The sequence below is a fragment of the Pseudoduganella plicata genome (genome assembly GCF_004421005.1).
GTDB lineage: Bacteria > Pseudomonadota > Gammaproteobacteria > Burkholderiales > Burkholderiaceae_D > Rugamonas > Rugamonas plicata.
The window spans coordinates 676,393-699,113 of the sequence record NZ_CP038026.1; the positions used below are offsets into that span (position 1 = coordinate 676,393).

Sequence of the window (22,721 nt, forward strand, 5' to 3'; positions counted from 1 at the left end):
GCTTGCAAAAAAACACCAAGCTCATGTGTAATACACGACTAAAAGTATATTTTGAGCAACACGCGCCCATGTCCGCATCTCCCCATGCGCACGTGCTGCCGACGGCCCTGGAGGCGTTGATCCGCCTCGATAGCGCCAATATCCGGACCTACGGCCCCGCAGCGATGACGTGCAAGGCCACCGCAAACGAGCTGGCCGAACCTGCCAGCGGCGAGCCCGCACTGCCGACCTTGCCGCGCGAGCAGTACCGGTCCGACGACAGTGCGGCCAAGGGCAGCCAGGGCATGCGGCTGGCGCACGAGTCCTCACGATGCATGTGGCCACCAGCATGAAGTGCGCGGCAAGATTGACGCACAGGGCCTGACGAGTTCATCCACACGGAGCACACCGGGAGCACCTGCACTATGAGGAGAAGAGCGACCTGAAGATCGGCAAGGCCGGCAAGTTCACTGCATTTCCCAGCATTTGTAGTTCGCTCGGCGCAGACTCACCAGCCCGACGGCGCGCTGTCGCCATCGTCGTCATCGCGACCCTCGTCACATCCGGCCACGCCCACCAGCGTATCGCGCCGCAGCCGCACTCTGGCATGCGGCGTGCGGATGCCGGAGGCCATGCCCCACGCGGCGGCCCAGCGCAGGGCCCGGTCTGTGACGGTGCCGAACGGGCGCTCGGCGGCGGCGCGTTCCAGTGCCCGCGACATGCGCTGCATCGCGTAAATTTTTCTCGTTGATACGTTTCGCATTGGCAGACGATAAACCGGTGCGCCAGATAGCTGTGTGACGCACTTAACGGATTGCCGACATTGCAGGGGGAGCCCGCAGGGGGGGCCGCCGCGCGCGTCATGCTTGCGGCAGGCCGTACCGCCAGTGCGCCCGCCGGGGCGGCAGGCGTTGGCGGTCAGTCGTAGTACCCGTAATAGTCATTGCCGCTGAACGACCTGGTCTTGTTGTAGATGAGGTTGACGTTGGGGCAGTGCTCCAGCTGGCGCAGTGCTTCGCGCACGGCGCTGTGCGTGGTGCGCTCCGCTTCGACCACCAGCACGACCTGCCCCATCTGGGCTGCCAGCACGCTGGCCTCGGTGGTGATCAACAGGGGCGGCGAGTCGAAGATGACGATGCGGTCCGGGTAGCGCGAGGCAATGTCTTCCAGCAGGCGCATCATGCCGCGGCCGGCCAGCAGTTCCGTGGCGTGCTTGTTGCGCCGGCCCGCCGGCAGCAGGCTCAGTGCCGGCACGTTTGTTTTCAGGATCACGTCCCCGAGGTCGAGCTCATCGTCCAGCAGGACGTCCATCAGGCCGGCGCGCGGCGGCAGGCCCAGCGCGGACAGCACGGACGGCCGGGCCACGTCGGCATCGACCAGCAGCACCGTGGTGTCGCGCTCCATCGCCATGCTCATTGCCAGATTGATGGCACAGTAGGTCTTGCCCTCGGCGGGCATGGCGCTGGTGACGACAATCAGGTTGCCGTTGCGGATGGGTTGCCCGTCCATGCCGCGCGCGCTGCGCAGCAGCGGCCGCTTGATAATGCGGAAGTCCTCCGCCACGGCCGTGCGACCGCCGTCGGGCGTCACCATGCCCAGCTGTTGCAGCCGCGCCAGGTTGATGTCGGCACTGCGCCCGTCCGGGCGAGCCACGATTGGCTCGCTGCGCTGCGAATCTTCGAAAGGAATCATGATGGCTCCGCTAGGAATGAAGCAGCGACATGGCCATTACGCCACCGTATGACGCAAACAGGCAGGCGATCCCGGCACCGAAGCCGACCTGGCCCCGCCGGCGCTTGCGCCGTTCCTGCTCCGTCCAGTTCATGGCCACCGCACCGAGCACTCGCAGGCCCGTGGCCTCGCGCAGCTCGGCAGGGCTGAGGTAAGTAGGGCGTACCTGGCTGACCAGCAATGCGAACGCGGCGCCGGACAGCACCGCAATTGCCAGCACGATGCTGTACAGCAGAGGTCGGTTCGGTCCGATCGGGCGTAGCGGCGCGGTCGGCGGGTCGATGATCTTGAACGTCATCATCTCCGTCGTCGTGGCCAGATCGCCGGAGAGCTTGGCCGCTTCGCGCCGGCCGATCAGCTTTTCGTAGTTGTCCTTGTTGATCTCGTAATCGCGGTTCAGCTGCGCCAGCTGGGATTCCACCTCGGGCACAGCCTTGCTCTGCTCCAGCAGGCTGGCGTGCCGGGCCTCCATTTCGGCGGCCCGGGCGCGGATCGATGCGACCTTCGCATCGGCCTCGGCCAGGGCCACCTTGAGCTGCTGCAGCATCGGGCTGTAGTTCTTGCCGGGGTCGCCCGGCGCGACGCGGGTCCTGGCTTCCTGCACCTTGCGCTCCTGCAGCAGCGCGATCAGGCGCCTCGTCGAAATGATGTCCGGATGGGCTTCGGTGTACTGCAGCAGCAGCGCGTCAAGCGACTTGTTCAGCGCGGCAATGCGGCTGTCCAGCTCAGGATTGTCGATCGTGCCCGGGTCGAGATCGGCGCCCACGATCGGCTCGTCGCCGGAGATCTGCGCATTAATGGCGTTGCGGGCCTGTTCCGCCTCGACCAGCTCCAGCTTCGCATTGTTCAGTGCATCGGTCGACATCAGCAGCTGCGAACCATAATCGACGCCCTGGCGCGGCAACAGCGTGGCGTTCTTCATCTTGAATTCCTTGAGGGAGTTCTCTGCCGCGACCAGCTTGTCCTCGTAGGCGCGGATCTGGGCGTCGATGAACTGCACGGCTTTTTCCGTTTCGCCTTTCTTGCCCTTGAAACTGCCTTCAAGAAAAATCGTCAGCAGCGACTGGACGACGTCGCGGACCAGCTTCGGGTTGCTGTTGCTGTAGCTGATCGAATAGATGTCGTAGGTGGCAGTGCCGCTGATCCGGATCTTCTGCAGCAGCTCGTCGACAGCGTTTTCGCGCTCCCGCGGCGTTTTGCTGACAACGTCGAGATCGACCATACGCATGACGCGTTCCAGGTTTGGCCGGCTCAGCAGGGTGCGACTCATGATGGCGACCTGCTGCTCGACATTGGGAACCGTCGTCATGCCGGACAGCAATGGCTTGAGGATGCTCTGCGTATCCACATAGACGCGTGCCGAGCTCTGGTAGTCGTCGGGCAGCGTCAGCACGCGCAGCCAGCCCAGCGTCGCCACCAGCCACATGAGCGCGACGGCGTACCAGCGGTACTTCCAGATCCCCTTCAGGGCGGACTGCACCTGGGCGATGATTTCTTCCATATGTCGATTCTCCAGGGAAACGCGGCAAGGGCGTTTCGATTATATGGCTGGGGTTATCGACCTCGACGGCAACCTGACGTGGCGTTGCGTCGCATCAATCGCGGCGCACCGTCAAGTATTCCGACGGTGCGCCCCCTGTGTGCCGCATTGCAACGCCCACAACCTGCACGTTCAGAACTTGCGGCGGCGGCTGACCAGCGACATGCTTAGCAACCCGGCCGCTACGATCGCCAGCGTGGCCGGTTCCGGCACTTCCTGTTGCAGCGCATTGGCCAGCGTGTTGTGCTGGATGGTGATCTGGTACGTCGTGCCGGCGTTGAGCAGCGGCGTGGTGGCGAGGAACGAGAAGACCGTACCGGCCGCGTTGTACTGCAGCAAACCAGGGCTGCCGTCGGTACGGCTGACGGACGCCAGGCCGTTGATCTCGTTCGGTGCGAAGTTGAACACCGAAGTGCCGGTGGTCAGGTCCACGATATTGATGCTCCACGACAGGCGTGCATTCGCGTTCGACGTGGCGCCGGCACCGTTCGACACGAAAGCTGCGGTGTAGGGATTCGCATCGAACGACACCGTCATCGTGTCGGACTGGCCCAGCGTGAACGCGAAGGTGGTCGACGTGCCGACATCGGAATTGCCCGACGCCACCTGGATGTTCTGCGACGTGGACGCGTCCGCACGGGTGGTGGCGTGCGCCCCGGCCGGGGTGGCCCCGATGGTGATTGCCGAGCCGATCTGCCGCTGGTCGGCGTAGCCGAAGTTGCCGGGAACGGGTGGCGGGGGGGCGAAGCGGGCGTAGTTGTTCTCACCCAGCGCCGGGCACGGCACGCCGACGCACTGGTGCGCCACGTCGGGCTGGACGCCCGACAGGATCGGGCGCGAATCGGCCGAGTTGGCAAACACGCCGTTCAGCGACGCCGTTGCGTGGGCATCGTTGGTCCCCGTCAGTGTCGCGAAGTCGGTGGCCGCATAGGCTGTGCCAGTCGAGTGCAGCAGACGGAAGTTGTTGATGTCCAGAATGGCCGACGCAAACGTGGCCGCCCGTGCGCTGCCCATTGCTGCGATACCGAGAGTCGCGGCGGCTGCCGTGACCAGAAGACCTTTTCGGAGGATGTTCATGGCGTGCTACTCCTTGATAGTGGTTACGGCCGCAGTTATTCGTGCCGACAAGCACCATTCAGCAGCAACCGTGCCAGGCTTGTGTACCCTTAGGAATCAAACACTTGCGGCTGCTGCGGCCGAGATTCGGGGAAGTTGAAAAAAAGTCCGACGTTTGGGGAACTTCGCGCCCGGAACAGCGGTCTGAAGAGCATTACCCACCAAACACCAGGAGTGACTGTGCATCCTCTGGACGACACAATCGTTTCATTCGAAGCCGCGGCGAAGCTGCGCGACCTCGTCATTCGCGAGCACGAGATCGCAACGGCCCACACGCACCCGATCGACACGCAGGTCTTTCATATCCGTATGGCGAGCACGGCCGGCAAGCGCGAAGCGGCCAGCCTGCTGCTGCGCAAGATGTACGGCTGGCGCGGTTACGACGTGGACCCGGAAGCGGCACACGTGCCGAACCGCATCACGCTGTATGCGGAAACGGCCGGCGCGACGGTCGGCACGATGGCCCTGTGCCTGGACGACGCGAAGCTGGGCCTGCCCGCCGATGACAATTTCCGCGACAAGCTCGACGAGCTGCGAGCGCAGGGGTGCCGCCTGTGCGAGCCGTCGCGCCTCGCGATCGACCGGGACGTAACGAAACGGGTGTTTGCCGCGCTGATCCACATCTCCTATATTTACGCGCGCAATATCCACGGTTTCACCGATTACGTGATCGAGGTCAATCCGCGCCATGTGATGTTCTACAAGCGCATGCTGGGCTTCAGCGACTTCGGTGGCGAGCGCCAGTGCTCGAGGGTGGCCGCGCCGGCCGTGCTGCTACGCCTGGAACTGTCGGTCATGGGCGAGCAGATCGAGCGCTTCGGCGGCCAGATGGAAGCGGCGCCGGGCGAACGTTCGTTTTACCCCTACTTCTTCCCGCTGCGCGACGAGCCAGGCATCACCGGCCGCCTGATCCAGGGCAGGGACTGAAATGGCGACTGCAGCCTCGCCGGTGGACGCCGCGCTGGCGGCATGGCGCAGCGTGCTCGGGCCGGACCGTGTCGTAACGGATGCCGCCGTGCTTGGGCGCTATGCCGCCAGCACGTCGTCGTGGAGCACGCAGCCCGTCGCCATCCTGCACCCGCATAATACCGATGAGGTGGTCCGTATTGTCCAGGGGGCAACCTCTGGCCGCGTCCCGCTGTACCCGATCAGCGCCGGCCGCAACTGGGGCTATGGCGACGCATGCGCGCCTGGCGACGGCCATGCGATCGTCGATCTTACGGGCATGAACCGCATCCTGGAGGTGAACGCCGAGCTGGCCTACGTCGTGATCGAGCCAGGCGTCACGCAGCAACAGCTGTCGCGCTATCTGCTGGAACACGATTTGCCGTTGTGGATGGACTCGACGGGCGCCGGCCCCGATACAAGCCTGATGGGCAATATCCTGGAGCGGGGTTTCGGCCATTCGCCCTACGGCAACCGGTTTCAGAACGTGGCCGGCATGCGCATCGTGCTGGCCAACGGCGAGGTGGTCGACACCGGCTTCGGCCACTTTCCCACCGCCGGCAATCACCGCGTCTATCCTTATGGTGTGGGGCCGTTCGTGGACGGACTCTTTACCCAGTCGAACATGGGGATCGTCACAAGCCTGGGGCTGTGGCTGATGCCGAAAACAACCGCGCTCAACCATTTCCTGTGCACGGTGGAGGAGCATGCCGACATCGCGCCCGTCATCGACGTGTTGCGCCCGCTGCGCATGGACGGTACCCTGCGCAGCATCGTGCACATCGGCAACGACCTGCGTGTGCTGTCGGGCGGGAGCACATTTCCGCGCCAGCTGGCCGGGGACGCTACACCGCTGCCGGAGGCGCTGCGTGCGCAGATGCGCCGCGCCGCTGGCGTGGGCGCCTGGACGGTATCCGGCGCGCTGTACGGCAACCCGGACCAGGTGGCGGCCGCCCGGCGTGCCGTGCGCCGCGCCTTGCATGCCACGCGGGCACGGGTCCGGTTTCTCGACGAACGCAAGCTTGCGGCAGGCGCCCTTGTCGCGCGCCTGCTGGGCCGCACGCGACTCGGCAGACAGCTGACGGCCAAGGTCGCGCTGGGACGTTCGCTGTTCGAGATGAACCGCGGCATTCCGAACGGTCGCTTCCTGGCAGGCGCGTACTGGCGCCGCCGCGGCGGCCTGCCGGCGGATTTCCCGGTCAACGCCAACCCCGCGCTGGACAACTGCGGCATGCTGTGGGTGTCGCCCGTGCTGCCGATGCGCGGCGCCGACCTGCTGCGGGTGCATGCGCTGGCCGAACCGATCTTCGGCGCGCACCGCTTCGACCTGTTTGTCACGTTCAGCATGATCAACGAACGGGCGCTGGGCGGCGTGCTCACGGTAACTTATGACAAGGAGGATCCGGAAGAGGCCGCTCGCGCCGGTCGGTGCTACCGCCAGCTGTTCGACACGCTGGTGGGCGCCGGGTACATCCCCTACCGCGTGGGGCTGCAGTCGATGGCCGATCTGGACAATGGCAACGACACGTACTGGCAGATGATCGGCCGCATCAAGGCCGCGCTCGACCCGCATGGCGTTATCGCGCCCGGGCGGTACGCGGGGAAGGGCGTATCGGACTGAGCCGTTGTGCCGGGGCGGCCGCGGCGTTCCGGCACATCGCGCTGTGCCGGTCTGCCAGCGCGGCGGCGCGGCGCGCCGGTAACTGCCCGGCGCCGTCCGCACCGGTCTCCGGCAAGCCTGCACGCCACCGTCCTTACAGCTGGGCCAGCATCTGCCGCACTTCATCGCGCCGTTTGAAGTCGTGCCGGGTCAGCAGCTGCTCGCACTGGGCGCGCGCGGCTTTGCGGTCGCCCGCCTTGTACAGTGCCTGCGCCAGGTGGAAGCGGAGGTCGGCGGCCTGCGGCGCTCCCTGGACGGCTTTCTTCAGCAGCGCCAGTGCGCGTGCCGTGTCGCCTTTGTCCAGCAACACGGCTGCCAGCGTGTCGGCGACGGCCGCGTTGCGCGGCGCCAGTCGATGGGCTTTCTCGGCGTAGGTCAGCGCACGCGCATCCTTGCTCTGCAACAGCGCCCAGGCCAGGTCGTTCAGCGCCACGACGTTCTCGGGCGAGCGCTTGACGACTTCCAGGTACTGCTTGCTGGCGCTGTCGAACTCGTTTGCCGACAGCAGGGCGCTAGCAAAATACATCCGCGTCGGCAGGTCCCCCGGCTGACGGTCCAGCCATGCGGTCATGCGTGTCCTTGCCTCCGGCGCACGGTGGGCGGCCACCAGTGCGCGGTGCATGGCGATCTGCAGCGGGCCCGAAGGCATCAGGCCAAACGCCTTTTCATAGCGTTGCAGCGCCTCCAGCGGCTTTTGCTGCACCATCAGCAAGTCGCCTTCAAGCTTCCAGCCCGTTGGCGAATCGGCGCGCCGGGTCTGCCAGCCATGCGCCAGCGAGCCGGCTTCGCTCAGCAGGTTCTTCTCGATCAGCAGGCTCGATAGCAGTAACGCCGCTTCGTCGTTGTCCGGCTCCAGCCTGGCCGCCTTGCGGGCCGCCAGCAAGGCGTCGTCCAGGTGGCTGGCGACGAGGTGCAGGGTCGCAATGCGCAGCTGGACCGCCGCCGATGTCGGCTGCAGCACGGACAGTTTGTCGTAGCTCTCCAGTGCCGCCTCCGTCTGGCCGGATGCCGCCTGGGCCTGGGCCAGCACGGCCAGCGCCCTCGCGTCGCCCGGGTCGGTGGCTTGCAGTTTCTGCGCCAGCGTGACGGCCTTCTGTTTCTCGCCGGCCTGCAGGTAGTAAGTCGCCAGCAGTTGCGCCGGCGCCGCGGCCCCCGGATTTTCCTTGCTGGCCCGCTCCAGCCAGCGCATCGCCTCGTCCGACTTGCCCTGCAGCGTCGCCAGCCGGGCCAGCGCCGTCATCAGCGCGGCATTCTTCTTGTCGCGTGCCAGCGCCGCTTCGTAGCGCTGCCGCGCATCGTCGGGCTTGCGCGCGACGATGTCCAGCTGGGCCAGATTGTCCAGGGCGGGCTGGTACAGTCCATCCTTGTCCAGCGCGTGCATGAAGCCGGCTCGGGCGCCATCGACGTCGCTGCGGGCCAGCAGTACGCCGCCGCGCAGGTTGCGCAGCATCGCCGTGTCGTCCTTGCGGAGCATCTCGTCGACGGTTGCCAGCGCCTTGTCGAACTGTTGTTCGCGCAGATGCGTCAGCACCAGCAGCACGCCGGCGCGGCCGGGATCGCCGGCGGCCTGGCTGGCCTGCTCCAGTTCCGCGATCGCACGGGAATTGTCGCCCAGGCCCAGCCGGCTGACACCGTGCGCCAGCCGCAGGCCGGCCACGTCCGGCTTCAGGCTGCTGGCTTTCTGGAAGTGGGCGGCGGCCTCCGTGAACCGCCGGGCCCGCATTTCCGCCTCTCCGGCCAGGGCCAGCAGCTCGACGTCGTCCGGCGTACGCCTGAGGAGCGGCCGGACCAGCTTGAGTACGTCGTCGGGCTTGCCGTTGCGCAGCGCTACAGTGGCCAGCAGCTTGACGGCGTAGGCATTGCCGGGATCGGCCCCCAGGAATTGCAAAAGGTAGCGCTCGGCCTGCGTGTCGGCACCCAGCGCCACCTCGACGGCACCGGCCAGCAGCACGCTCGGCATATGGTCCGGTACGGCCCGCAGCACCTGCTGCAACTGCTCCCGCGCCGTCTTGAAATGGCCCTCGCGGAAATCCAGCAATGCCTGCGAATAGAAGATCGGCAGGCTGTGCGGCTGCGCCTTGCGCGCCCTGGCGATGTGTTCGCGCGCTTCGGCGAAGCGGCCCGTCTCGATATCGAGGTTGGCCAGATCCACCCGCGTCTGCACGTTATCCGGTTTCAGCGCAAGGATGCGTTCGTAGGTGGCACGCGCGCCATCCGGTTCGTTGGCGGCGCGCTGCATCTCGCCCTGCAGCCGCAGCGATTCGATATCGCCGGGACTGGCGGCCACGGCCTGTTGCGTCAGCTGGTGGGCCTGCGCCGCATTGTCCGCCGCCAGCGCCACACGCGCCAGGCCCAGCGTCGCTTCCGTCATTCCCGGCTGCTTGCGCAGTGCGTCGTCGAACGCGGCGCGGGCGTCGTCCACGCGACCCAGGCCCAGCATTGCCTGGCCGCGCAAGGCCAACGCCGGCGCGTCCGTGGCATCGGCCGTTGCCGTCAGGGTCCCTTCGAATTGGCCCTGTGCCAGCAGCGCCTTGCCCAGCGCCGGCAGCACGTCGGCGCGCGGCGCCCCCGCGTCCCGCGCCCGCCGCAGTTCCTTTTCCGCCGACAGCATGTCGCCGCTTTCCAGGTACATCTGGCCCAGCATCAGGCGCACGTCGGCCAGCTCCGGCTGCTGCTGGACGGCATTTTTCAGCTGGATGATCGCTGCCTTGACGTCGCCCTTGTCGCGATAGCGGCGGGCGTCGGCCAGCAGGTCGTCGGTGGGCGGCTGGCGATGGCAGGCGCCCAGCGCAAGCAGCAGGGGCAGGGCGGACAGGACGGTGCGAAACGGATACGGACGCATGGCGATCTCCATTGCATGGATGAACTACCAGCGTAGGAACTCGCCATGGTTGGCCATTGACGGTGCTCAAAACTGCTGAGCTTTGAGACGGGAATGGATCAGGGAATGGACGGAGGAGCCGGAACCGTGGCACAGTGCGCGGCGAACCGCTGACAGGGCCTACTGCAACGACTGCCGGGCAACCCCCCGCTGCACCGGTTCGCCCGTGATGAATGGCGCGGGCCGGCGCCCGGCGTCGATCAGGCCGCGCTGCGTGGCAACCACGACGGCATGCGTGCGCGCCGTGGCGTCCAGCTTGCTCATCAGGCCCTTGACGTGCGTCTTGACGGTGCCGACGCCAATGCCCAGCTCGCGCGCGATCGACTTGTTGCAGCACCCCTTGGCCAGCAGCTGCAGCACGTCGGTTTCGCGGCCCGTCAGCGTCTCGCGGCTGAGGCTGTCGGCAACGCAGCGGGTGACGGCTTCGCTCAGGTAGCGCATCCCCTGGCTGAGCTGCCGCACGGCGCGCACCAGTTCGTCCGGCGAGCAGCCCTGCAGCAGGTAGCCGTGCACGCCGGCATCCATGGCCGTGCGCACTTCCCATTCCTTGTCCCGCTGCGTCACGATCAGCACCCGCGCCGCCTGGCCGAAACGGCCCTGCGGCAGCTGGCGCGCCAGCTCGATGCCCGTGTCATAGTCCGCGACGACCACCTGCGCTTGGGCCGGCGGCTGGCAACCATGAGCCGTGAGCGCGAATTCGGCTGGCGTGGCAAGCAGAGCGTGCAGGCCCGCCGTCATCACGGCGTCGCGGTGCATGATGTGAACGTTCGGCTGAGTAAGTGGCATCATGGTTCTCCCGTGGTGCAGCGGCACCAGCGCCGTTGCTTTCCAGGCATTCATGATGCAACGGCAACGCCCACGTGACAAGTTAAGCCGTGTTAATTTGCTTTAACAGCGGGGAGAGAAGGGTGGCACACGCGGGTCGTGTGCCGGGGATGGCTGTACGGCGGGCGGGCGACTTTACTTCATGGCGGCCGGCTGCGCCGCCGCCTCGCCGCCGCGCACCAGCGATGCCAGCCGCAACGCGGCCTTCGGATGGCTGCTCTCGGCCGCCTGCTGGTACAGCGTGGCGGCACGGCCGGGACCGTCCGCACCATCGCCGCGTGGCGTGCGCACCATTTCCGCCAGCTGGAAGGCGGACTCCGAGTCGCCGGCCCTGGCCGCCTCTTCAAACAGGCGCATCGCCTCGTTGCGATGCTGCGTCTTGCTCTGGTAAATCATGCCCAATTCGCGCTTGGCGACGACGGAGCCCTGATCGGCCCATTCGCGCAGACGGCGCTCGGCGGCCGCACCGCCATGAACACTCAACTTCTGTGCAACCGCCTCGATCACGGGTGCCGGCGGCACCGCGTCTTCCTTGGCCTGACAGGCTATCAAAGCGCCCACCATGACGAGTACGGACGCAATAAGCGCGCCCGACTTGTTAAATAATTCCATATTCTTCTTCTTGCCTCATTCAAACCTGCGTAACGCGGTTGATAGGGTAACACAACATTGCTCTTATGCAATGTATCGAACGCCACACCCATGCCGAAACACTGTCGAGCAGCATCAGCGCGCGCCATTCTAGTGGCTTTGATGCCACAGCGGCGCACGCCCGGATGGCGCGCTGACGGGTAAGGCAGTGGTGGCGATATTAGCATGTCAACTTTGCGCGGAACCAGACCATGTTGGGCGACTGGCGGATTAATTGTAACCATTCGTTAGCAATGCCGGGGCTGCTCAGCGGGCGGCGGCGCGGCCCTCATGCTGGTCCAGCCAGGCGCCGGCATGCTCGATCAGGACCCGCAGTTCCGACTCCGCCGCGGAAAACAGCAGGGGAATCTGTAACACTTTCCCTTCCGCCAGCGCCAGTTCCAGTCCCAGGCAGGCGGCCACGAACCGCTTGGCGCCCAGCTCGGTCACGCTGTCGCGCAGTTGATGAACGATGCGGCGCGCTTCCATGAAGCGGGCCTGCTGCACGGCCTCGCCCGCCATGTTCAGCGGTTCGATGCCGAGGCTGATACAGTCGCGCACGATGCGCACCACCCTGCGCACCGCACGTTCGTCGTTGCCGAGCGCTTCCACCAGCTCGTCGACGCAAAAAATCGTTTCGTCATGGGCACTTGCATAGGCCGTCATTGGGAACTCCGTCATTCGTTGAACGTCCAGTAGCGCCCGCCGGGCGCCTCGACCGGATGCAGGCCGAAGCGCTGGTTCGCGCGCAACCGCTGATTGATCAGGTAATACATGTCGCCCAGGGCCGAACGGCCTTGCGCGTAGTACGAGTGACCGATAAAACTCGTATCGACCCCGCTCGCATCGATCGTCTCCAGCCCCGCCGCCACGACCAGTCCATCGCCGCCGTCGCCGGCGCGGGGGTAGCCGTGCATCTTCTTCGATACCTGCATCGCCTCGTCATTGGACGACGCATACAGCGTGACGGGACTGCCGCCGGCGGTCAGCGCAGGCACGATATCGCGGCGGAACACGTCCGCATCGATATCCGGCGCCGTCAGGATGATTTCACGCAGCCGGCTCGCCAGGTCGGGACGGCCGGCGATCACGGCCGCCGCGGCGCGCGTCAGCGCGCGATTGCCCATGCTGTGGGCCAGCAGATAGACGTGCTCGGCCTGCGTGTCCGCCAGGAAGTCCGCCAGGAACGCCGTCAGTCCCGCCTGGGCCCATTCAACATTGGTTTCATCGACCAGATAGCCGGACAGCCGCCCCTGCGATGGCCAGCTGTAGAACAAGGGCACGCCGGCAAAGCCCAGGTCGTAGGCGATCTGGGCCGTGCGCCGCGCCGCGTCCTCGAAGCTGACGCGAAAGCCGTGCACGAACAGCAGCGCCGCACGGTTGGCGCTGGCGGCGATAGCCTGGGAAACGGTGGGGAAGAATTGTTCGCGGGTGGCCAGCTCGGTGCGCATCAGCACGACGTGGCGGTCCGGATCGGGCCGGAACTGCAGGCGCAGCAGCGACGGCGACTCGAGCTCGCCCATGCGGTGGTCGCGCGGGATGCCGACCTCGCAGCTGCCGTAACTGACGGGGCCGCGTGCGACCCCGAACTGGCGGGCCGGATGGCGGTCGCCCGTCTGCTGGCGGTCGGTGGCGAAAAACACCTGCATGACGGCATGGCTCGGTACGCCTTCCGGGTCCACGTGCGCTCGCGCCTCATGCGTTGCCACGCGCGCCTGGCGCCGCTCGACTTCGTCCAGCAGGTTGCGTGCCGCGGCGCGCAGGTAGCGGTCGCCCGCCAGGCCCGCCGCCGCCAGCGCGTCCGACAAGGCGAACTGGCGCGACAGGGAACCGGGATCCTGCTCCAGGTCGAGCAGGGCTTCCGCGACGCGCGGCGACTTGGCCGCAAGACGGCTTTTGAGCATCTGGTAGGCAGCGCTGCCGCCGCCCTCGGCGATTGCCGCCGTCACTGCGGAAGTGATGACATCCATGGTTCTCGCTCCGGGCTGTGGTGATGCATAGTTCACCACAGCCTGGGAGCCAAGTCCAGTCAGAACTCAAGCGTGCCGGACAGGACGAACGTGCGCGGCGCGGCCAGCACCAGATAGCCCTGGCCGGGGTAGCCGCCGGCGGACGCCCAATAGTCGCGGTCGAAGGCGTTGTCGATGCGGGCACGCACGGTCAGCGTACGCTCGCCCAGGCGCGTGATGTAGCGCGCGCCCAGGTCCGTGCGGGTCCACGACGGCACGCGCTGCAGGTTGGCCGCATCGGCATACTGCTTCGAGGTGTAGTTGACGCGTCCTGTCAGCGCCAGTCCCGGCACGCCCGGCACGTCCCAGTCGGCGCCCAGGTTCATTTGGGTATGCGGTACGCCGATGACGTCGTTGCCGTCCGTGGCGCCGCCCTGCGTGCGCCGCTGTTCCGCGTCCAGCAGGGTCAGGCCGCCCAGCAGGCGCAGGCCCCGCAGCGGCTGCCCGAACACGGAGAATTCCACACCCTGGTTGCGCTGCTCGCCGTTCAGGCCGAACACGCGGTCGACGATCGTCGCCTGCGGCTGGGCCGTGGTAAACAGGGCCGCCGTCAAGCCCACCGTGCCCGCATCGTATTTCGCGCCGATCTCCTTCTGGCGCGACACGGTCGGGGCGAACGTCTGGCCGATATTGCTGACGTCGCCCGCCGCCACCTGGCCCTTCTGCAGCCCCTCGATATAGTTGGCGTACAGCGACAGGTTCTTCATGGCCTTGAAGACCACGGCGGCCACCGGCGTATTGCGACTGGCGTCGTAGCGCGATTCCTGCACGCCCGTGTCGTAGTGGTAGCTGGCATCCTTGATGCGCTGGTGGCGCAGGCCCACCGTCAGCAGCACGCGCTCGTCGGCCAGTGCCAGCGTGTCGGCCACCGCATAGCTGGACAGGATGGTTTTGGCCGTCGTGCGTGGATCGTCCAGGCGGCCGCCCGTGAAGAACGTGGCGGCAGGGGCGGGCGCATCGACCGGCGCGTACAGGTTCGTTGCGATCGCGCCGGCGCCGAAGTCGCTCATCGCATAGGCATTGCGCGAATCGCTGGAGAAGCCGCTGGCCGTGGCCGACAGGCTGTGGCCGACGGTCCCCGTGCGCAATTTCGTGCGGATGCCGATTTCGCCGGTCCGCACCGTGTCCTTGCGCTCGTTGTCGAAGCGGTACATCGACGCCGCGCCGCCAGCGCCCGTGGCGGTGGTGGTGTTCAGCACGTTCGATTCGTGCCCGGAGCGGGCGCCGAACGCGGCCCAGCCCACCGTGCCGGCAGCCAGGTCCAGCTCGCCGCGCAATGTGCCGAAGGTGTCGCGCTCTTTCGAGACTGTCCACGGCTGCGAAAAATTGCGGCCGGCGTCCGGCGCGGACGGAACGGGGATGCCGGCGGCCAGCGTCACGCTGGTGCGCGGCGCCGTCAGTTCCTGATCCTGGTAGCCCACGTCGGCCGACAGACGGTAATGGCCGCCATTCCAGTCGAAGCCGACAGAGGCAACGGACAGTTCGCGGTCTTCGCGGTCGACGGCCGTGCCGCCATCGCGCCGGACGCCGTTGACACGGATGCCGGCGCGGTTGTCCGGCCCGAAGCGGCGGCCGATGTCGACGGCGCCGTATTTCTGCCCGCCGGACTCGATGCCGGCCGTGGCCGACGTCAGCGCCGCGTTGCCGGCCCGCTTCGGCACCAGGTTGATGGAGCCGCCGATGCCGCCGCCGCCCGGCGCGGCGCCGTTCAGGAAGGAGTTCGCGCCGCGGAACACTTCCACGCGCTCCAGCAGTTCGGAGGCGACGAACTGGCGCGGCAGCAGGCCGTACAGGCCGTTATACGCCAGGTCGTCCGAATTGACGGCAAAGCCGCGGATCACGTAGAGCTCCTGGAAGTTGCCGAAGCCGCGTGCGATGCGCACGGACGGATCGTTCTGCAGCACGTCGGCCACGCCCCGCGCGCCCTGATCCTGGATCAGCTGCTGCGTGTAGCTGGTGGCGTTGAACGGCGTGTCCATCACGTCGACATTGCCCAGCAGCCCGAGCCGGCCGCCACGGGCCACCTGGCCGCCGGAGTAGGCGCGCGACAGGCCGGCGGCGGAAGCGTCCGCCGACGCGCTGACGATGACGGTGGCGACGGGCTCGTCGGTGTTCTGGGCGGAGGCCGCGCTGCCAACCAGGACGAGAATCGCCGCAGCAATGGGGGAATGGAGAGGCTTGGACATGATTTTTCTGAAAAAAAATTCGACCAGGCAATTATATAGTCGCGCAAGTCGCTGGTAAATGAGAATAGTTTCCATTATCATCTACTGACCTTAGCCTATATCGTTCCATCATGACGCCTGTCACCATTCGCCGTTGGGCCTGGATCCACAAGTGGAGCAGCCTCGTCTGCACCGTATTCATGCTGCTGCTGTGCATAACCGGCTTGCCGCTGATCTATCACCACGAGATCGGCCACCTGCTGGGCACGGAGGTCGAGTCGGCGCCGATGCCGGCCGACACACCCAAGGCCGAACTGGACCGCGTGATTGCTGCCGCCAAGGCAACATTCCCCGGCAAGCAGATGCTGTACATGTCGCAGGAACCGGACGACGACACGATCTGGAACATGACGTTGGGCGACAACGGCGCCGACACGAATTTCAAGTTCACGGTGGTGGATGCGCGCACGGCGCAAGCCCTGCCCACGCCGCAGTTCGAAGGCAGCTTCATGTCCGTCATGTTCCACCTGCACGTGGACCTGTACGCCGGCCTGTGGGGCAAGCTGTTCCTCGGCCTGATGGGTCTGTTGCTGCTGGTGGCGATCGTTTCCGGCGTCGTGCTGTATGCGCCGTTCATGCGCAAGCTCGATTTCGGTACCGTGCGCCGCGAGCGCACGCCGCGCACCAAGTGGCTCGACCTGCACAACCTGCTGGGCATCGTCACGCTGACGTGGCTGTTCGTTGTCGGCGCCACCGGCATGATCAACACGTGGGCCGACCTGCTGTTCAAATACTGGCAGTCGACGGAGATGGCCGAAATGGTCGCGCCGTACAAGAACGCGCCGCCGCTCAAAACCTTCGGTTCGATGGACCGGGCCGTGGCTGCGGCGAAGGCGCTGGAGCCGGACATGAAGATCGGCTTCATCGCGTTCCCCGGCACGCCATTCACGAGCGAGCACCACTATGGCGTCTTCATGACCGGCGATACGCCGCTGACGTCGCGCCTGTACAAGCCCGTGCTGATCGACGCGCAGACCAGCAGGATCACCGACAGCCGCGACCTGCCGTGGTACCTGACGGGGCTGCTGCTGTCGCAGCCGCTGCACTTCGGCGATTACGGCGGGCAGCTGATGAAGTTCCTGTGGGCCGCGCTGGATGTGGCGACGATCGTCGTGCTGGGCAGCGGCCTGTACCTCTGGCTCAAGCGCGGCGTGCCCGTGCCCGCGCGCGCCGGCAGGCCGGAGCTGGACGAGGCGGGCATGGCGCCTGCGCTGGCCAGCCAGGGAGACGCGCGATGAGCCCGGCGTTCATGCGCCTGTGGGGCGCACCGATCCTGCTGGGCGTGCTGACCGCGATCGGTCTCGTCGCCGCGCTGTTGGGCGATGGTTTGCTCGATTACGTGTCGGCCGTGGCGCTGGCGATTCCCGTGGCGCTGGGGACGTGGCACAGCTTGCGGCGGCAGGACTGCTAGCGGTCGAGTCCCCAGGTCCCGGCATCCGCAAGGCGGGCACCGCCAGCACTGTTGGAAGCGGCACATCGGGGACGGGCCGCGCGCCTTGCCGGCCCGAAGGTTCCGGCGCCCACTGCGCTACTGTTGTTTGTTCTCGAACTGCTGCGCCACGGACTGCAGCGACGCCGGCGCGGCATGCGGTGCCACGTTCAGCGGCAGCGGCATGCGCATCGGCTCGTTGCGGTTGCCCGGCATCGACTGCCATTCGGGCGCCGCGATGCCTTCGAAGATGCATTTGAGCTGGCTGCTCCACGTCGTGTGCAGCATGCGGAAGTATTCGTTCTTCTCGTCGATGGTGACGAAGCGCGTGACGGCCAGCGCGTTGTTCTCGTACACCAGCATGTCCAGCGGCAGGCCCACCGAGATGTTCGAGCGCAATGTCGAATCCATCGAGATCAGCGCGCACTTGGCCGCTTCGTCCAGCGACGTGTCGTGCGTGATGACGCGGTCCAGGATCGGCTTGCCGTATTTCGATTCGCCGATCTGGAAGTAGGTGTTTTCCGCGTGCGATTCGATGAAGTTGCCGGCCGAGTACACCTGGAACAGGCGGCAGCGCTCGCTGCCGATCTGGCCGCCGAAGATGATCGACTGGTTGAAGTCGATGCCGAAATTGGCCAGTGCCTGCGCTTCGCGGTCGTGCACGGTGCGCACGGCCTCGCCCAGCACGCGGGTGGCCTCGTACATGTTCGGTGCCGTCCAGATCGTATGGCCGCCCGCGCCGACGAACTCGCCGATCATTTCGCGGATCGTTTGCGAAATCGACAGGTTCCCGGCCGTCATCATGACGATCACCCGGTCGCCCGGGTTTTCGAACACGTTCAGCTTGCGGAAGGTGCCGATGTGGTCGACACCGGCGTTCGTGCGGGAATCGGACAGGAATACGAGGCCTTCATCGAGGCGCACGCCAACACAGTAGGTCATTGCAGGTCAAAATCGGGTGGTCAACGCCTCCGATTGTACACAGCATTTTTTCACTGCGGAACTATCTGTACGTCCACCGTCATCGATTCCTCGCCGCCGCCGTTGCGGATACCACGGATCGGCGCCGCCGCTTCGTAGTCGCGCCCGATGGCAAGGCGACAATAGGCGTCCGTCATCAGGCGCGCATGGGTGACGTCGATGCTGACCCAGCCTGTAAAGCCGTCGTCGTGCACCCATGCGTCGACCCACGCATGGCTGGCCGCGTGATTCGTGTCGCCCGGATCGATATAGCCGGACACATAGCGTGCCGGTATGCCGATCGCATGGCAGCATGCGAGGAAGATATGGGCGTGGTCCTGGCAGACGCCGCTGCCCAGCCCCAGTGCCGCACTGGCCGTCGTCGTGACCTCCGTGGCGCCGGTCTGGTACAGCACGAGGCCGACAATGTGCTCGGCCAGGTTCAACAGGTCGCGCGTGCCGGCCTGCTGGCTGGGCAGGCAGGTGGCGGCCAGCGCGCGGATGTTGTCGGCCGGTGTCGTCAGCCGCGTGGGCACCGTGTAGACCAGCGGCGACAGCGTATCCTTCGTCTGCACGCGGCCCTGGTAGGGCGTGGTCGTCTCGATGACGCCCTCGGCGACGATCAGCAGGTTGTCGTGCGGCTTGTCCAGGGTGAGCATGTGCGACAGGTTGCCGTAGGCGTCCGTGTAGCCGTGCAGGTGGCCCGGCGCGCCCAGGTGCCACTGCAGCACGTGCTGCTGGGGCTCGCCGCGCGGCGTCAGGTGCAGCTGCTGGATCGTGTAGCCCAGCGAAGCGGAATAGGTGTAATGGGTTTCGTGACGTATCGACAGTTGCATGGTGTTCTTTCAGGCGGCCAGAGGCACAAGGAAGTCGCGGCTGACGCCGTTGCCCAGTTCATAAATGCGCCGCAGGAATTCCGTCAGCGTGTCGTGCAGGCCCGCTTCGAGAATATCCTCGATGCGGGCGAACTGCAGCTCCGCGTGCAGCTTGCCGGCCAGGCGCTCGGTATCGGCCGAGACGTCGTTGCGTACTTCGCGCAGGTTGGCGACGACTTCCTCCATGCAGGCCAGCAGCGAACGGGGCATGTCGGCCCGCAGCATCAGCAGTTCGGCCACGCGTTCCGGCGTGATGACGTCGCGATAGACCTTGCGATAGATCTCGAAGCCGGACACGGAGCGCAGCAGCGCCGCCCAATAGTAAAAATCGCGGCGCGCCTCGCCGTCGTCCCCGTGGAACTTGACGTCCAGGATACGCGCCGTGTTGTCGGCGCGCTCGATGAACGTGCCCAGGCGCAGGAAGTTGACGGCCTCGTCGCGCAGCATCGTGCCCAGCGTAACGCCGCGCGACAGGTGCGAGCGGTACTTGACCCATTCGAAGAACTGGCTGGGGTCCTTGTGCAGCTGGCCGCCGTGCAGGCGCCGGCGCAGGTCCAGGTAGGTCTGGTTCGTCACTTCCCATACTTCCGTCGTCAGCGTGCCGCGCACGGCGCGGGCGTTCTCGCGCGCCTCCGTCAGGCAGGCGATGATCGACGACGGGTTGGACGGATCGCACACCATGAACTCGATGACGTCGCGCTGCGTCACCGCATCGTGCTTCTGGTCATACCCGTGCTGCAGCTCCGAGATGCCCAGCAGGGCGCGCCACGCATGGCGCGCCGCTTCCTCGGACTGAGGCAGCAGGGCGGTCTGGACGTTTACATCCAGCATGCGCGCCGTGTTCTCGGCGCGTTCGGTATAGCGGGCCATCCAGAACAGGTGGTCCGCGGTACGGCTCAACATAGCTCCCTCCCTCATTACGACTCCAGTACCCATGTGTCCTTGGTGCCGCCACCCTGGGACGAGTTGACGACCAGCGAACCCTCGCGCAATGCCACCCGCGTCAGCCCGCCCGGCACCATCGAGATGGTCTTGCCGGACAGGACGAACGGGCGCAGGTCGATATGGCGCGGCGCCACGCCGCTCTCGACAAACGTGGGGCAGTTCGACAACGCCAGCGTCGGCTGGGCGATATAGCCGTCCGGCCGGGCGATCAGGCGCTGCCGGAAGTCGTCGATCTGTTCCTTCGTCGACGCGGGCCCCACCAGCATCCCGTAACCGCCTGCGCCATGGACTTCCTTGACGACCAGGTCCGGCAGATTGGCCAGCGTGTAATCGAGCTCGGCTTTCTTGCGGCACTGGTACGTGGGAACATTGTTCAGAATAGGCTCTTCCGACAGGTAGAAGCGGATGATGTCCGGCACGTACGGATAGATCGACTTGTCGTCGGCCACGCCGGTGCCGATGGCGTTGGCCAGCGTGACATGGCCGGCACGGTAGACCGACAGCAGGCCGGGCACGCCCAGCGCCGAATCGGCGCGGAAGGCAAGCGGATCGAGGAAGTCGTCGTCCAGGCGGCGATAGATGACGTCGACCCGCTTCGGGCCGTGCGTCGTGCGCATCCAGACGGCATTGTTGGTGACGTACAGATCCTTGCCTTCGACCAGCTCGACGCCCATCTGCTGGGCCAGGAACGCATGTTCGAAATAGGCCGAGTTGTACATGCCCGGCGTCATGACGACAACCGTCGGGTCCAGCACGCCCATCGGCGCGACCGAGCGCAGGTTATCGAGCAGCATGTCGGGATAATGTTCGACCGGCGCCACCTTGTGGCTGGCGAACAGTTCCGGATACAGCCGCATCATCATCTTGCGGTCTTCCAGCATGTACGACACGCCGGACGGCACCCGCAGGTTGTCCTCCAGTACATAGAACTCGCCGGCGCCCGCGCGCACGATGTCGATGCCGGCGATATGGGCATAGATGTCGTTGGCGACCTTGATGCCCTGCATTTCGGGGCGGTACTGGGCATTGCGGTAGATCTGCTCGGCGGGAATGATGCCGGCGCGGATGATGTGCTGCTCGTGATAGATGTCGTCGATGAACATGTTCAGCGCGCTGACGCGCTGCACCAGACCGGCCTGCATCTGCTCCCATTCGGATGCCGGAATGATGCGCGGAATCAGATCGAACGGGATCAGGCGTTCGGTGCCGGCACCGTCGCCGTACACGGCAAACGTGATGCCGACGCGGCGGAACGTCAGGTCGGCTTCCATGCGCTTGCGCTCGATGGCGTCCGGCGTCTGCTGCGCCAGCCAGTCGGCAAACTGACGGTAGTGGTCGCGCACGATGCCGTCGGCGGACATTTCGTTGTAAAAATTCGGGTTGTGCTGCACAGTGTTGCTCCTCCAAGAGATTTGTCATTATGCAAATAATGTACCAACGCTGTCGCACAGTTGAGTACAAGACACATATTGTGAAATCCTTAGGGCAATATTTCTTTACAGTGTTACGGAATGCATGCATCATGGCAACGCTGACCCAATCAATGTCCGGCACCACGTCCCCGCGCGACACGCGGTCTTCCGTTCCGTCCAGGGTCCATCCATGCCGCACTTACCGCCGATGCCTTCCCCTATCGCGATCCCGCCGGCGACGGCCGGAACGGCCTCGATCCGCCACATCTGGGCCGGCGCCTTTGAAGTCGGCTGCGGCGATATCGTGCTGACGTCGCTGCTGGGCTCATGCGTGGGGATCGCCATCGTCTGGCGGCGCAAGCGACGTGCTGCGCTGGCGCACTGCCTGCTCGGCGAGGCGCCGCCGCACGAAGCGAACGCGGGCGCGCGCTACGTCAGCACGGCCATTCCGGCGATGTTACGGGCGCTGGGCGCCCGGCCCGACGACTATGCGCAGCTGGAAGTCATCGCAGCCGGCGGCGCCAGCCTGTTCGGCAAGGCGCAATTGCCCGTTACCGTGGGCGACAAGAACATCGTCGCGCTGGAGCGTGCCGTGCAGGCGCTGGGCCTGCGCGTCGTCCATCAACGGCTGGGCGGACGGCAGGGCTGCCGCATCACGCTGCGTTGCAAGGACATGAGCTTCGACATTCACGACGTGGGCAACCGGGCCGCCGAACGCTAGCCGTGCGCGCGTTGGACCAGCCGGCGCGCGGTGGTACGATGCCGGCTCGACAACAGGAGAGCTCATGATCAAGGCTATCGTAACCGGCCACAGCCGTGGCCTGGGCGCCGGCATCGCCGCCGCACTGCTGGCACGCGGGGCGGCCGTTCTCGGCGTGGCCCGCGGCACCAATCCGGCGCTGACGGGCATGCAGGAAGCCGCCCTCGACCTGGCCGATGCGCAGGCCGTCGCGGGCTGGCTGGACAGTGGCGCGCTGGCGCGCTTCCTCGCAGGCGCCACGCAGGCGGTGCTGGTGAATAATGCGGGCGTCGTCACGCCCGTGGGGCCGCCCGGACGGCAGGGCGCCGGCGCGCTGGCGCAGGCCGTCGGCATCAATGTGACGGCGGCGCTGATGCTGTCCGACGCTTTCGTTGCCGCCACGGCCGGCTGTCCCGACCGGCGCATCGTCCATGTTTCCAGCGGCGCCGGCCGCAACGCGTACGCCGGCTGGAGCGTCTACTGCGCCACCAAGGCCGCGCTCGACATGCACGCGCAGGCCGTGGCACTGGACAACGTCCCGAACCTGCGCATCGCCAGCGTGGCGCCCGGCGTCATCGACACGGGCATGCAGGCGCAGATCCGCGGCACGGATGCCGCCGATTTTCCTGCACTGGAGCGCTTCGTCCAGCTGGATCAGACGGGCGCTCTGGCGCCGCCTGAGTCCACCGGCGCGCAACTGGCCGGGTACGTTGTCGGCGCCCGGTTCGGCATGGAGCAGGTAACGGACCTGCGGACCCTGGGGTAGAAGTCCAGGGTCCGCCACCAGTTTTCTCGAAACTTCGCTCCACAACAGATGGCT

The 22,721-nt window shown here is 66.2% G+C and carries 21 protein-coding genes; 7 read left to right on the plus strand and 14 right to left on the minus strand.

Annotated features, from left to right (window positions below; genetic code table 11):
- Positions 1 to 68 precede the first annotated feature (68 nt).
- Complete coding sequence (locus E1742_RS02835) at positions 69 to 332, plus strand: hypothetical protein (protein ID WP_134383461.1); 264 nt, start codon at positions 69 to 71, stop codon at positions 330 to 332.
- A gap of 155 nt (positions 333 to 487) precedes the next feature.
- On the opposite strand, the gene E1742_RS02840 is transcribed toward E1742_RS02835, so the two are convergent.
- The 4 genes from E1742_RS02840 to E1742_RS02855 form a co-directional block, all read right to left on the minus strand.
- Entirely contained in the window at positions 488 to 709 is a 222-nt protein-coding gene (locus E1742_RS02840; RefSeq protein ID WP_134383462.1) for a hypothetical protein, read from the minus strand.
- Between the two features lie 188 nt (positions 710 to 897).
- On the minus strand, positions 898 to 1,671 hold the full coding sequence (locus E1742_RS02845) for an XrtA-associated tyrosine autokinase (protein ID WP_134383463.1): 774 nt from the start codon (positions 1,669 to 1,671) through the stop codon (positions 898 to 900).
- 10 nt (positions 1,672 to 1,681) lie between these two features.
- Positions 1,682 to 3,211, minus strand: coding sequence for an XrtA system polysaccharide chain length determinant (locus E1742_RS02850; protein ID WP_134383464.1), 1,530 nt, complete (start codon positions 3,209 to 3,211; stop codon positions 1,682 to 1,684).
- A 171-nt stretch (positions 3,212 to 3,382) separates the two neighbouring features.
- Complete coding sequence (locus tag E1742_RS02855; protein WP_134383465.1) at positions 3,383 to 4,327, minus strand: EDSAP-1 family PEP-CTERM protein; 945 nt, start codon at positions 4,325 to 4,327, stop codon at positions 3,383 to 3,385.
- A 219-nt stretch (positions 4,328 to 4,546) separates the two neighbouring features.
- Here E1742_RS02855 and E1742_RS02860 point away from each other — a divergent pair, with 219 nt between their 5' ends.
- Positions 4,547 to 5,293: an N-acyl amino acid synthase FeeM domain-containing protein gene (locus tag E1742_RS02860; RefSeq protein WP_134383466.1), complete on the plus strand. Its 747-nt coding sequence runs from the start codon at positions 4,547 to 4,549 to the stop codon at positions 5,291 to 5,293.
- A gap of 1 nt (position 5,294) precedes the next feature.
- A complete protein-coding gene (locus E1742_RS02865) occupies positions 5,295 to 6,932 on the plus strand; it encodes an FAD-binding oxidoreductase (protein WP_134383467.1) in 1,638 nt (545 codons plus the stop codon).
- A gap of 133 nt (positions 6,933 to 7,065) precedes the next feature.
- Here the strand turns inward: E1742_RS02865 and prsT are convergent, their stop codons facing one another.
- From prsT to E1742_RS02895, 6 genes are all read right to left on the minus strand, one after another.
- The gene (gene prsT, locus E1742_RS02870; protein ID WP_166793397.1) at positions 7,066 to 9,813 is read right to left on the minus strand and encodes an XrtA/PEP-CTERM system TPR-repeat protein PrsT; all 2,748 of its coding nucleotides are present in this window, start codon (positions 9,811 to 9,813) and stop codon (positions 7,066 to 7,068) included.
- A gap of 159 nt (positions 9,814 to 9,972) precedes the next feature.
- Positions 9,973 to 10,641: a LuxR C-terminal-related transcriptional regulator gene (locus E1742_RS02875; protein WP_229466467.1), complete on the minus strand. Its 669-nt coding sequence runs from the start codon at positions 10,639 to 10,641 to the stop codon at positions 9,973 to 9,975.
- 171 nt (positions 10,642 to 10,812) lie between these two features.
- Positions 10,813 to 11,289 carry an SEL1-like repeat protein gene (locus tag E1742_RS02880; RefSeq protein WP_189569226.1) on the minus strand — a complete coding sequence of 159 codons (477 nt, stop codon included), beginning with the start codon at positions 11,287 to 11,289 and terminating at the stop codon, positions 10,813 to 10,815.
- Between the two features lie 285 nt (positions 11,290 to 11,574).
- Positions 11,575 to 11,973 carry an Hpt domain-containing protein gene (locus E1742_RS02885; protein WP_134383469.1) on the minus strand — a complete coding sequence of 133 codons (399 nt, stop codon included), beginning with the start codon at positions 11,971 to 11,973 and terminating at the stop codon, positions 11,575 to 11,577.
- A gap of 11 nt (positions 11,974 to 11,984) precedes the next feature.
- Positions 11,985 to 13,277 carry an alpha/beta hydrolase gene (locus tag E1742_RS02890; RefSeq protein WP_134383470.1) on the minus strand — a complete coding sequence of 431 codons (1,293 nt, stop codon included), beginning with the start codon at positions 13,275 to 13,277 and terminating at the stop codon, positions 11,985 to 11,987.
- Between the two features lie 59 nt (positions 13,278 to 13,336).
- Entirely contained in the window at positions 13,337 to 15,502 is a 2,166-nt protein-coding gene (locus tag E1742_RS02895; protein ID WP_134383471.1) for a TonB-dependent receptor, read from the minus strand.
- Between the two features lie 110 nt (positions 15,503 to 15,612).
- Here E1742_RS02895 and E1742_RS02900 point away from each other — a divergent pair, with 110 nt between their 5' ends.
- Entirely contained in the window at positions 15,613 to 16,779 is a 1,167-nt protein-coding gene (locus E1742_RS02900) for a PepSY-associated TM helix domain-containing protein (protein WP_134383472.1), read from the plus strand.
- Positions 16,776 to 16,952 carry a hypothetical protein gene (locus E1742_RS26045; protein WP_166793398.1) on the plus strand — a complete coding sequence of 59 codons (177 nt, stop codon included), beginning with the start codon at positions 16,776 to 16,778 and terminating at the stop codon, positions 16,950 to 16,952. Before E1742_RS02900 ends, E1742_RS26045 begins: the two co-directional genes overlap by 4 nt.
- Before the next feature lie 117 nt (positions 16,953 to 17,069).
- Here the strand turns inward: E1742_RS26045 and E1742_RS02905 are convergent, their stop codons facing one another.
- Genes E1742_RS02905 through E1742_RS02920 form a run of 4 tightly spaced genes read right to left on the minus strand, consistent with a single transcriptional unit; the run spans position 17,070 to position 21,111 of the window.
- On the minus strand, positions 17,070 to 17,912 hold the full coding sequence (locus tag E1742_RS02905; RefSeq protein ID WP_134383473.1) for a proteasome-type protease: 843 nt from the start codon (positions 17,910 to 17,912) through the stop codon (positions 17,070 to 17,072).
- Positions 17,913 to 17,962: 50 nt separating this feature from the next.
- A complete protein-coding gene (locus E1742_RS02910) occupies positions 17,963 to 18,766 on the minus strand; it encodes a transglutaminase family protein (RefSeq protein ID WP_134383474.1) in 804 nt (267 codons plus the stop codon).
- Positions 18,767 to 18,775: 9 nt separating this feature from the next.
- The gene (locus E1742_RS02915) at positions 18,776 to 19,708 is read right to left on the minus strand and encodes an alpha-E domain-containing protein (RefSeq protein WP_134383475.1); all 933 of its coding nucleotides are present in this window, start codon (positions 19,706 to 19,708) and stop codon (positions 18,776 to 18,778) included.
- A gap of 14 nt (positions 19,709 to 19,722) precedes the next feature.
- Positions 19,723 to 21,111 (minus strand): circularly permuted type 2 ATP-grasp protein, encoded by a 1,389-nt coding sequence (locus E1742_RS02920; protein ID WP_134387964.1) that lies wholly within the window; start codon positions 21,109 to 21,111, stop codon positions 19,723 to 19,725.
- 259 nt (positions 21,112 to 21,370) lie between these two features.
- Here E1742_RS02920 and E1742_RS02925 point away from each other — a divergent pair, with 259 nt between their 5' ends.
- Both E1742_RS02925 and E1742_RS02930 read left to right on the plus strand, forming a co-directional pair.
- Complete coding sequence (locus E1742_RS02925) at positions 21,371 to 21,883, plus strand: chemotaxis protein CheD (protein WP_166793399.1); 513 nt, start codon at positions 21,371 to 21,373, stop codon at positions 21,881 to 21,883.
- A gap of 64 nt (positions 21,884 to 21,947) precedes the next feature.
- Positions 21,948 to 22,667, plus strand: a complete 720-nt coding sequence (locus E1742_RS02930; protein ID WP_134383477.1) for an SDR family oxidoreductase — start codon at positions 21,948 to 21,950, stop codon at positions 22,665 to 22,667.
- Positions 22,668 to 22,721 lie beyond the last annotated feature (54 nt).